Annotated in this window: 6 protein-coding genes; 4 read left to right on the plus strand and 2 right to left on the minus strand. The window is 56.5% G+C overall.

What is annotated here, in order from left to right:
• The first annotated feature begins 23 nt into the window (after positions 1 to 23).
• The 3 genes from NOR97_RS15875 to NOR97_RS15885 all read left to right on the plus strand — a co-directional run bounded on the left by NOR97_RS15875 (position 24) and on the right by NOR97_RS15885 (position 5,485).
• Positions 24 to 917 (plus strand): LysR family transcriptional regulator, encoded by an 894-nt coding sequence (locus NOR97_RS15875; protein ID WP_170345749.1) that lies wholly within the window; start codon positions 24 to 26, stop codon positions 915 to 917.
• A gap of 108 nt (positions 918 to 1,025) precedes the next feature.
• Complete coding sequence (locus NOR97_RS15880) at positions 1,026 to 4,301, plus strand: adenylate/guanylate cyclase domain-containing protein (RefSeq protein ID WP_257599783.1); 3,276 nt, start codon at positions 1,026 to 1,028, stop codon at positions 4,299 to 4,301.
• Between the two features lie 20 nt (positions 4,302 to 4,321).
• Positions 4,322 to 5,485, plus strand: a complete 1,164-nt coding sequence (locus NOR97_RS15885; RefSeq protein ID WP_170345747.1) for a hypothetical protein — start codon at positions 4,322 to 4,324, stop codon at positions 5,483 to 5,485.
• On the opposite strand, the gene NOR97_RS15890 is transcribed toward NOR97_RS15885, so the two are convergent.
• Both NOR97_RS15890 and NOR97_RS15895 read right to left on the minus strand, forming a co-directional pair.
• Entirely contained in the window at positions 5,482 to 9,081 is a 3,600-nt protein-coding gene (locus NOR97_RS15890; protein ID WP_257599784.1) for a flavoprotein, read from the minus strand. The two genes, NOR97_RS15885 and NOR97_RS15890, sit on opposite strands and share 4 nt — an antisense overlap.
• Positions 9,082 to 9,412: 331 nt before the next feature.
• On the minus strand, positions 9,413 to 10,990 hold the full coding sequence (locus NOR97_RS15895) for a beta-1,6-N-acetylglucosaminyltransferase (RefSeq protein ID WP_257599785.1): 1,578 nt from the start codon (positions 10,988 to 10,990) through the stop codon (positions 9,413 to 9,415).
• Positions 10,991 to 11,133: 143 nt separating this feature from the next.
• Between NOR97_RS15895 and NOR97_RS15900 the strand changes: the two genes are divergently transcribed.
• On the plus strand, positions 11,134 to 11,952 hold the full coding sequence (locus NOR97_RS15900) for a sulfotransferase family protein (protein WP_257599786.1): 819 nt from the start codon (positions 11,134 to 11,136) through the stop codon (positions 11,950 to 11,952).
• Positions 11,953 to 12,024: the final 72 nt, after the last annotated feature.

The raw sequence follows: 12,024 nt of genomic DNA on the forward strand, positions 1-12,024 counted from the left end.
GAAAACTTCAGAAAGATTGAAACATGGCCGTGAAAGTGGAAATGCTGCGGTGCTTTTGCACCGTGGCCCAAACCGGAAATCTTGCCGAGGCAGCCAGCCGTCTGGGCCGGACACAATCTGCCGTCTCAATGATGCTGAAACAATTCGAAGAGCATCTGGGCAAGAAACTGTTTGAAGGCGAACGGAAAAACCACCTTTCACCGCTGGGTCAGCAAGTTCTTGACCTCGCCCTCAAACAGGTGCGGGATTTTGATCAGGCCGTTCAGAACATTGAACTGGCGGCACAGGCCGAGCACGGGTTGATCCGTATCGTATCCGTGCCGTCCGTGGGGGCGTTGGTCTTTCCTGCCCTGCTGGATCATATGACGTCTCGCTTTCCCGGCCTGAAGATCGAGCTGCGAGACGGCGATTCGCAGCAGGTTCTGGATGCGGTTGCCGGCGACACGTCTGATATCGGCATTGCGTCCGGCCATCATCCACTGAACGGGGTCAGTGCAGAGCCGCTGTTTCAGGATCGCTTCGGGCTGGTTGCGGCATCGGATCATCCGCTGATGACGCGGGCAGAACCGCCAGCCATTTCGGATCTCGTGGCTGAGCCTTTCGTTCGAAACGCCCTGTGTGACTTTATCGAGTCCGCGCCTTTCCGAGAGATTCTGGACGGGGCCGAGGTTACCATTCACAACACGCATTCCCTGATCACGACGGTCAGGGCAGGCCAATGGATCACTGTCCTGCCGCAGACCGTCGCGCAATTCATCCCGGACGCAGTTGCCTTTCGTCCGATTTCGGATTTGCCGGACAGGCGCGAAGTGTATCTTTATGTCAGGGAAAGAGCGCGGTTTCGAGAAATCTCCGAGGCCTGCCGTTCATTTGTCCTGTCGAGCGGGTTTGGAAATGCAAGCCAGGTGAACGCATGAAAAATGGATTAACCCTGCTCAAAATCACGAATTAATTTGGTTTTTGCAGACTCGGGCCCGCTGCCATGCTAGGCTCTCGCTTGAAGTGGGGGACTTCAGAGGGGCGATATGTCTCAAGACCTGAGGGGCTGGCTGAGCGCAAATGGATTGAACGAGTACGCGCAGGCCTTCATTGACAACAAGATCGACTTTTCCATTCTGCCAGATTTGACGGCAGAGGATCTGATCGAAATCGGCGTGACTGCTGTCGGCGATCGTCGGCGGCTTTTGCGTGCCATCGAGCAACTTGATTCCACCCACACCGCGGCCGAACCTGAACCAACGGCACCGCATGAACCCGCGCGGCGGCAGGTCACGGTGATGTTTGCTGACCTGACCGGGTTCACGAAAATTTCCAGTGAGCTGGATGCCGAGGATCTGCACGCGCTGCTCAATCAGTTCTTCAGCAAAGTGGACAATGTGGTCGAAAAATACGGCGGTCGTATCGACAAGCATATTGGTGATGCGGTCATGGCTGTTTTCGGGGCGCCGATCTCACATACAAACGACACCGAAAGGGCAGCACGCGCTGCGGCTGAAATTCACGCGGTTCTTTCGACGTTGTCGCCGCCGCTTTCCTGCCATATCGGCATCTCTTCGGGTCAGGTCATTGCCAGTACAACCGGCAGCCAGTCACATACGGAATACACGGTGACAGGAGATGGCGTAAACTTGGCCTCCCGTCTCACGGACATATCAGCGGCAGGGGAAACGCTGGTCTCACATGACATTCAACGCGCGCTGGGTCCGTTGTTCGTGGGCGACTCCATCGGGGTCAAGGCGATCAAGGGGCTGAACGAACCAGTTGAGGTCTGGCGTCTGGACCGGCTGGCCAGGAACATTCGAACGAGACGGCACAAATTCATCGGGCGCGAGCGCGAGATGTCGATTTTCTCGGCCACATTCGACCGATGCCAACGCCATGGCAAAGGAGAAGTTCATATCGTTCTGGGCGAACCCGGAATTGGAAAAACCCACCTGTCCGAGCAGGTGGCGGAACTGGCCACCAACCTGTCCTACAAAATCCACAACGGCGTTGTGGTGGATTTCGGTGCGCGCGAAGGTCATTCAGCCATTCAGACCGTCGCCCGCAGCATTCTGGGACTTGAAGCGTCAGATGGGGCGGAAACAGGGGCGGCTGTCGCAAAAGACGCGATCAGCAGGGGCTGGGTCAGTCCTTCCAACGCCGCGCATCTCAATGCCTTGCTTGAGCTTGAGCAAGACCCGGGTCTGGCCGAGGTCTATGCCGTGATGGACAACAAGACCCGTCTGCGAGGACGGCGTCAGGTTCTTGAGGAACTGCTTTCGGCCAGCAGCCAGGAATCGCCCCTACTTATTCAGATTGAGGACATCCACTGGGCGACCCCTGACATCCTGACGGCCTGTTCGCATATCGCCGCAGCGACGCGGAACATTCCCTGTGTGTTGATGATGTCCAGTCGGGCCGAAGGCGATCCGATCGACAGGGACTGGCAGATGGCGACGGACGGCGCGCTGGTGTCAAAGCTGGAACTGGCGCCAATGGGAGAGGAGCATGTCAGACAACTGGTCGAAGAGTTCCGGGCCATCGATCAGGATTTGCTGGAGACATGTGTCCAACGGGCGGGCGGCAACCCGTTGTTTCTGGAACAGCTGTTGCGCAACACAGACGTACTCAAGCAGGAAAGTGTGCCCGGAAGTATTCAGGGTATCGTCCAGTCGCGATTGGATGCGTTGGATCGCGCCAGTCGAACCGCCCTTCAGGCCGCATCGGTTCTGGGGCAAAGGTTCTCGCCCGAAGTTCTGAATTTCGTTCTGGGCGAAGGACATCTGGATACGAGTAACCTGATCCGGTCGGCGCTGATCCGAGAGGCCGGACCTGATCTCATGTTTGCCCACGCGCTGATCCGGGACGGGTCCTATGCTACTTTGGTCAAATCCGAACGGGCCCGTCTGCATCGACAGGCGGCACAGTGGTTCGAGGATCGAGACGTCACCTTGCGCGCCCAGCATCTGGACCGGGCCGGGGCCAATAACGCAGCGCAAGCCTATCTGGAGGCTGCGGATAAATTGATCCAAGCCTTCCGGTTCGACGATGCCAGCCCGCTGATCGAGCGTGCTTTGGAATTGCCGTCCCCGGCGGGTGTCCGATTTGACCTGCTGTGCGCGCGGGGCGAAACGCATCGGTTGCAGGGGTTGTCAAACGAAGCTTTGGACGAGTTCAAGGACGCGGCCAGTTTGGCGGAAACCGATGAACAAATCGCCCGGGCCCATATCGGGCTGGCGCAGGCGGCGCGGCAAGCAAGCCTGTATCAGGACGCGCTGGAAGCGCTCGACATTGCTGAGGCAGCAGCACAGCGCTGCGGGTCCGAGGAAGATGAGGCCCAGATAAGCTATGTGCGCGGCAACGTCTACTTCCCGCTGGGACGGAACAAAGAAGCGCTGAAGGCCAACGAGCGGGCGCTCTTGCTTGCCCGCAAACTGGAATCCCCGCGCCTTGAAGTTGGGGCGCTGAGTGGGTTTGGCGACGCCAATTTCATGAAAGCCTCGATGAAGACGGCGGCGGGGTTCTATACCCAAGCCGCTGAACGGGCGCGTGAAAAAGGGCTGGTTCGGGACCTTGCGGCAAATCTGCACAATCTCAGCGTGGCGCGCAGCTATACTGGGGATGTCGGTCAGGGCCGAGCAGATGCCAATGAGGCGATTGAAATCTCGCAGACGTATTTCGCATTTGTTCCGGAATGTGTTGCGCAAACATGTCTTGGTGTGGCCGAAACCTTTCTGGGCAGTCTCGACCGTGCGCTTGAAGCCTTTGGCGTCTCTGCCGAAATTGCCGAGCGCGTGGGCGCAAAACGCCTTGAAGCGCAGGCGTTGGAACACATGGCCAGAACGCAGGTTTATGCCGGCCAGGTTGGGCGCTCACGTGAAACCGGTCTGCGAGCAGTCGAAATCGCGCTTGAACATGGCCGGAATTTTGTTGGACCCAAGGCCCTGTCAGCACTGGCGATGGCCGAAACGGACCCGGATGAGCAAACACGCCTTTTGAAACTGGGTTCCGAGATCATCGCTGAGGGATGTGTCGGCCACAGCCATCTACATTTTTTCCCCGATGCCAGCGCTGTCATGCTGGCGCGCGGTGATTGGGATGCCGCAATTGAATATGCGGATGGGCTTGCCGCGTTCACCAAGAATGAGCCTTTGCCAATGGTTGACTTGTCCATTCGTCAAGCACGGCTATTGGCCGAGAGCGGGAAGCAGAAAATCCCACCCTCACAACATAGCGGATTTGCCGATCTGAATGAGCAGTTTGCAGCAATGGGCATCACGCAATCGTTGCTGGGCCGAGCGGATTTTCTGGCGGAATAGGCGGCAAGGCAGGAGGCTGAATGAGCGTCGAAGGAAAGGTGTGGCTTATCTCGGGTTTGCTGACCTTTGGGTTGGCCGCTTTGTTGCTCAAGCTTTGGATCGAACTGAACCACTTCGAAGGAGACCCGACGCAACTGCCTGACCAGGCTGCGGTAGATGCATATCTGTGCAAGCTGGACGTTGCACCGGACTACCGTTTGAGAACGGGGATTTTCATAAAGTCTTTCAGCTTTCTTGGCGCCAGCGATGTACAGCTCACCGGCTATATCTGGCAGCACTACAAAGCAGGTGAACATGACGCGATCATTCCTGCCGAAGGTGAGGCCGGGTTTCTTCTGCCCGAAGCGGTCGATACGGCAAACGGCCTTATCGAACAGGCCTATCGGTTGCCGCAACCCGACGGCGTTTTGATTGGTTGGTATTTCGAACAAACTCTGCGCCAGAGCTTCGACTACACCAGTTACCCGTTCGACCACAAAACGGTTTGGGTACGGTTCTGGCCGGCCTCTTTTGAGGCCAACGTCGCGCTGGTTCCTGACTTCGACGCTTATCCGGCGACCGGACCGGATGACATTTTTGGGATCGACAACCGGATCGTGATGGGCACGTGGGAGCGTGAAAACACCTATTTCGATTACAAGCTGTCAAATCTGGATACGACGCTGGGCATCCGGCAGAATGCTTACCAGACCAACACGCCCGAGTTGCATTACAACTTTGTCATCAAGCGCAATTTCGCAAACGCGTTCATCGTGCACATGATTCCATTGCTTGTTGTGGTGATGCTGCTGTTCGGTGCGGTCATGACCGTCACGCGCCGCGAGGGTCTGGTAGAGCGGCATGACTTCAGCACGTCCAGCGTGATCGGCACCTGTTCGGTTCTGTTCTTCGTGATCCTGCTGGCCCATGTGCAACTGCGCGAAGGGTTCGCCGGATCGCCCGTGATCTACATGGAGTCGTTCTTTTTCCTCATGTATTTCATGCTGCTGGCGGTTTCGATCAACACCTACCTTTTCGCGTCCGAGGCGGTACCGTCGCTGCGGATCATCCATTATCGGGACAACCTGATTCCAAAGGCCAGTTTCTGGCCTTTCGTGCTGCTGTGCATGGTGGCGATCACGGCCTATAATCTCAGCATCAAGAACAGTTCCGAACCGCCACCGATCAGCACGCGAGAGTGTTAGGCCACCGGTTCAAACCCGGGTTTGGGTTCGCCCTGCGCCATATCCAGCGTATAGTCGCTCACCACTTCGGATGTGCCCTCGCGCCAGCTTTTCAGGTACTTTTCCGGATCCGCGATTACATAGGCATAAGCGGGTTTCATCGCCCCCTCGACGACGACGTTGATCTTCTTGCGCACATAGACATTCTCGGGTGAGCCGGGGCCGTGATACCCCTCCAGCCTGTCCAGTTCGCCGAGGCCGGATTCGGTGACACGGTAGACCTCTCCAACCACTTGCTTGCCCATCCCCTGCTGATCCACAAGGGTTGCCATGCGATGCAGATATCCACAATTGGGATTGTCGCAGAATGGTTCCTTCGGGATGATCAAGGGCATCGGTTGCCGGGTGCGCGCCGTTCCCACGAAGTCGTTCAGAACTTTGCTGTGTGCGTCATGATTGGGGAATCCCTGCTTCAGGGATCCATAGGTGAAATACAGGTAAGAGGGTTCTTTGACGGCCACGAAGCTTTCGTTGCGCCCCTGTTCGGGGTCTGCCATCTTCAGGTTGTGATCTTGCGCCCATCTGTCCAGCATGGAACGGATTTCCGGTTCGATCTGCATGCCCTGAACGAACTCGATGCACGGGGTCGCATCCATGTCATCAGCACCCAGCAGAATCTCGACCATCTTCGGCGCCTTGTTCATCACCGCCACATGCAGCGCCGTGAACCCGTGGTCATTGACGATGTTGACGTCGATATCCCGGTCGATCAGGTCCTGGGCGGCCTCATAGTCGGGCTTGCCCAGATCATGGCCGCTTTCGCCCAGTTCGCCTTCACCGCCCGCTGCATAGTGCAACAGTGAATCTCCGTGGGCCTCGTCCACGATGTTGACGCCGACCACGCCTTCGTCGATGGCGCGGAACACGCGCTTCCATTCGTTGATGTCATCGGCGGCGGCGGCCTCGCGCGCCCATTTGCAGACGCGATACTTCTGGTCGTCCAATTCCTCGAACGCATCCGCCAAAGCTTCCATGATCTGGTCCGGCGTTGCCATCATGCCGATGCCCATCCGGCCGTTCGACAGGCGACCTTCGCGCGGTCCGACGAAATCGACCCCAAGCGTCCTAAGCTTGTCGACGTTGTTCTGCGTGGTGATATTGTTCCACATATTCGTATTGCAGGCGGGGCAGAGGATCACCGGTTTCTTCTGATATTGCCAAGCCACGAAGACCGAGGTCAGAAGGTTGTCGGCGATGCCATTGGCAACCTTGCCCATCGTATTGCAGGTAATGGGGGCCACGATGACGCAATCTGCCCAGTCACACAGCGCCAGATGCGAAGCGCGCACCGGCATGTCGAACTTCAAATAGCGGAAATTCCATTCGTCGTCGTCGCGGTAATAGTCGTTATGGGTGATCTTGGCGTCGATCCGTTCGGCCCCGAAATCGCGAAAGAATTTCTCGGCCGAAACAGACGGGATCAGTTTCACGTTATGCCCCGCATCGACGATGCGTTCGACCAGCTCGGGGATCTTGTCCGCCGCCGACGACCCGCAGGCGCAGAGCAATACGTTTCGCTTTCCGGCGTTTACCTGATTCATCACCCCTTTTGGGTAGCCGAAGGGGTTTTTCTCAAGGCTGGGGGTTTCGTTCAGATCGGATACCGGCAGCCCTTCCTTGCGCATCCTGGCCTGCAATTCACCGACCTGGATCATGTCGACGATGTCTTCCAGCTTTTCGCTTTTGCTGATGCATTTCCCTTTGAAAAACAGATACGGCACGTCCGGTCTTTCCCCAAGCGTCACCAGTTGCCGCCGCATCCTGATCATATTGGGATCCCGCCCGCCCACGTCGATCTGCTTGACGGTCGTTGCCCCGATATTCGAAAGAATGCTGCGCAGCATATAGGACCACGGGTCCTCGTCCTCGTAGAACAGAACCATCGTATTGTGCTTGATGATGCTGGCAACATCGCTTGGGTTTTCGGGCGGCTCGACCTCTTCGATCACCAACAATGCAGGGTCTTCGAGATCCCGCAGACCACGGAAAATGTTGCCGCGCGGCGCTTGCCAGACCTGCGAGGTCGCCGGACTCATATCAACTATGGTCACAACGTCTTCATCCTCGTCATAGTCTATGCACAGGCACCAGAACTCTTCCAGCAACGCAGTTTCCCGAAACACGTTGTCCGGCGGGCGGATCGCCTCGATCCCGGTGACGCGATTGAAGTCGATGTTGATCATCAGGTGGCGATTGCTGTTCGTGGTCAGGCTTTTCAACTGCGCCTTGAACCAGTCCTCGGGGGTCTGGATTGATTTGTCGTCACGGGTTCCAAAGCTGTGGAACGAGCTGCTCAGATGCAGGTTCTCGGATTGTCTGATATACTTTTCGACCATGTCGTGCATGTCTTTGGCGGTGGCGACCCGGCGGACAGTATCCGTGAACGACACCTGGGCCGCCCGCAGCAACTCGTCCTCGTCCACCCTGTAGTCGCCGTGAATGGCGAGGCTTTCCACCAAAACGCCGATCGAGTTCATGTTGGGGGTCGCCCGGCGGAACAGGTTGCGGCGTTTCTTGGGGTCTTTCGCCAGATAACGTGTGCTGTCGACGTAGTTGCACCGCTGCTTGAAGGTCTTCAGATGCGTCTTGACCGCTGCCCGTGCTGAAAACCGCAACAGGCCGCGGGACCGCATCGAGGTTCCATCACGATCCGACATGGCTTGCCACAACCGTTCGACGGTTGTCACCCAAAGCTTGCCGTATTTTTCAGGGTGCACATCCATCATATGCACCAGCCCCGTGCTTGGATTGCACTTGGCGATGACGGCAAAATGGCCGCCGGGCATGTTCTCTTTGCCATGGGCAAGACCGACCTGGAAATTCGCCACCAGAATGTCGTTGTCACCGCCCAGCCGGTTGGATTCGTCGATCGCCTCAAGCAGCAGAGGCACACTGGTTGTGTCTTCGTCCATGAAATAGGCCTGAACCTGAACCCTCTCGCGCAGCCCCTGCGTGTGAATGTAGGTGCAGGCGACGTCAAAAAGCTCGCCCAGCGAGATTCCGTCGTTCACGACAAAGGACGAGGGCAATGCGCATTCGCGGAAGATGTCATTGACTTCGCAGCTGAACCCCAGCGCCGACATGCTGAGAGCGGCCGCCGTGACGCTGCAACAATTGATTGGCTGCTGAAAGTTCTGCAACTGAACGCTGACCAGATCACCAAACATCGTTGCAAAACAGGGTTGCCGGACGCTCTCTGGTATCTGAAGCCAGTTCTTGCTGGACAGATACGCCAGCCGGGTTCCATCCAGCGCAAGCGCTTCAAGGCTGACAGGTATATCCGAGATTTGCAGGTGTTCTTCATAGAAGTAATCACCGACATCCGCGCTGGCCAATGGATTCCCGTTCTGGCGCAGCTTAACCACGCCGCGCAGCACGATATACATGCCGTTCGCCGGCAGAACCGCGTTGCCGGTCACTTCGATACATTCGAATTGTGGGTTGATGACGGCTGGGTCGGCGATCTGAGCCTTGCCCGGAAGGACATCATATATCATCTTCCAGTCTGCGTCGCTTGGGGTGTAAGGTCTGGATTTGGAAATTTGATCTATGGTCACAACTGTGTCCCCCCGGAGTTGCGTTGCAATATTTCAATCTTCGGTCAGCCAGTGCTTCTGGTTCTTCGAAGCTCAGACACCGGTCATTCAGAATAAAAGACCTGCCCGTTTTCCGTGCGTGTTCCTGGCAAGGGCCGTGTTGCTGATAGAAAAAGTATGAACAAAATGGCCCAATTGGCTGCACAATATCCGATATTTGAATAAAAATCACGAGTGCAGTTGCAGCGGCTGCTGCTGCCTTGTGTGGCGGAACACTTGCCATCCGCGATTTGGATTGCGCAGGGCACAGGTGCCCAGTTTCAAGCACACAATCTGTGAAGGGCTTTGGGGATCAGTCGAGGAAAAGATAATCCAACTGCATGATGGCTTGGGCTTTGTCTTCACCAACCCCAAGAAACCTGGCAATAACCGCTTCGTTCTCGGCGCGCGGGGCTGTTTCCCGCAGGCGCAGGTAATTGTCCAGCCGGGCGGCACGGATCCGTTCGGATTCATAGCCCAGATCGTTGCGAAGGGTCGGCAGCAAGGAAGCAACGGTTTCCGTTGGACTGTTGTCTCCGGCCAGCCCGACGCGACGCGCGTGGCCGATCAGATAATCGTCCGAGTATTCGCATTCGATCTCAAGCACGTGGGTTTTGGCCTGGTCGCCGCAGAAATCCTCGAGCGCGTCAAGATTGGCCGGGTCAAGGCACAGCACCAGCTGATCCGACCCGAAACTGTCGAACAACAGGCGCAGAACGGCGCGCCGGTGACGAGAGCGCTTGGTCAGTGTGGATTCGATCCCGCCCAGGTCCGGCAGCAACGTGTTTTCTTCGTTGAACAGGTATTCGACGCAAGGAATATCCGTTTCAGATGCGATCTGATCGACAAGACGTTTGGCGACATGCCATTTCTTGCAGACGATCACGAACAGTTCCCGTTCCGGGCCGAGTACGCTCCCGGCTTCCCAGAAGCGTTGTCCGAACCGGCGGCCGATGCGTCCGCGACCGGTGAGAAACGCGTACAGATTGCGCCCCTCGTTCGAGATCGGGAAATCGACGCCCTCACTTGCATAGAGCGAACCGAGCCGGGCCTTCAACTCATGCGCCTCGGCGCTGATCTTGCGTGCGAACAGATAATCCTGGCCCAGCAACATGTCATAGTGGTCATTGTAGAACGTGACCGGCATTCCATAGTCCGAAAACATCAGGAATGTCGGCGTTCGGTTTTCAATCTCGTTTTTCGGGATCAGGTGACGCACCAGCGTCTGAAAGAAGGTTTCATCAGGGATCCACGTGGTCGAAAAAAACCGTATCACATCCCGGCGCTGACGCAGGAAATCCAGAATCATTTCGACGGTTCTGCGACGCAGGCACCACCATTGGCTGCCGATCATCATCTGAATGTCCTGGGGGATGTCCCGCGTCAGACCGAAGCGCTTCTGCAATTCATAGGCGGCATAGAACAGCTTGGACTGCGTACGTTCGTTGAAGTAGTGGCGATAGATCAACCGGTCTTCTTTCATGCCGGTCTTGATCCAGTTGCTTTCAAAGAAATCGTGGCTTTCGATGAAATCCTTGTCGTGATCGTCGAGGTAACGGTGCGTGTATTCAGCGGTTTTGATCGCCATGCAGTCACCGGACAGCATGTAGAAATGCGTGGCGCGGGGGAAGGTTTCCACGGCGGCTTGCAGGGCGTTCAGCGTGGCCTGCACCAGCGACCATTCTCCCCAGCCGCATCTGACGCGCTTTTTCGCAAAGGTAACATTGGGGTTCTGATCCAGTGCGGACCGAATGCGCTCATAGGCTTCGGTGCTGGCGCTGGCGTCAAAATGGATGGCCATGCAATCGCCGACAGCTGTCAGTTGTTCGGCCTGAGCAATGATGGCCTCAGGGTCCTTGTGACACAGCAATATATAGGCGACTTTTGCCATAGAGATAACGCAATATCCGTTTCTGCCTGATTTCAACCGTGATACTGAGGATGAACGATTGAATAAACAGAATAATTTTGGTTCTTTGTAACCAAAAGCTGGCGTATCGCATCGAGACCAGGCCAGCGGAGGAGGCACAGCAGATGGGGTTTCCCGGTACCTGGATGACCGAGAGCGAAAGCATGGTGTACCGTGTGGTGCCCAAATGTGCCTGCTCGACCATTGGTCAGATCATGTATTTTTCGGATCACGGCCAGTTCTTTGACGGTGATATCCATGATGCCAAGGACGGCATGCACAAATGGGCATTTGATCAGAGCCAGGAGCTGATCTCGAACAACGTGCGCAATCACGCATCCTATTCGTTCACTTGCGTGCGCAATCCCTACACCCGCATTCTCAGCTCATTCTTTGACAAAATCTGCGGCATTCAGCGCAACGGCAAGAGATACCGCGGCAATCTGGTGCCGACGCTGATCTACAACTACGGGATCGAAGTGGGCGGTGACGACGGCAAAGGAGAGTTTGACCAGATCGCCAGCTTTCGCCGGTTTCTGCTGTTTGCGCGTGATACGATCCGGTGGCGGCGCCCGATGGACCCGGACATTCACTGGTCTGCGATGTCAGGCCACGTGTCTACTTTCATCGTGAACGGCGGTCACTATGACCGGATATTCTGGACAGAAGCGTTCAATGACGGGATGCAGGATGTTCTGGACAGTGTCGAGCTGAAGCACCCGGTCAAATTGTCCGAGATCCCACGGTTCAATGAATCCGAAGGGCACGGACCAAAACGTGCGCATCCGGTTGAAGACTACTTTGACGATCTGTCAATGCATCTGGTCTACGAGATCTACAAGCAGGATTTCGAGCTGTTCAAATACGACTTCGAAAACCCGGCCAACAAGATGCCGATCGGCGAAATCGATCTGGACGAAATCCACGCCAAACTGGGCGACTGACGGTGGGGTGCTCCCGCCCGTCGTCGTTTTTTCTTGCGAAACATCTCCTCCGGTTGGGCCCGGCGCCGCGCG

The organism is Ruegeria sp. YS9, from assembly GCF_024628725.1.
GTDB lineage: Bacteria > Pseudomonadota > Alphaproteobacteria > Rhodobacterales > Rhodobacteraceae > Ruegeria > Ruegeria atlantica_C.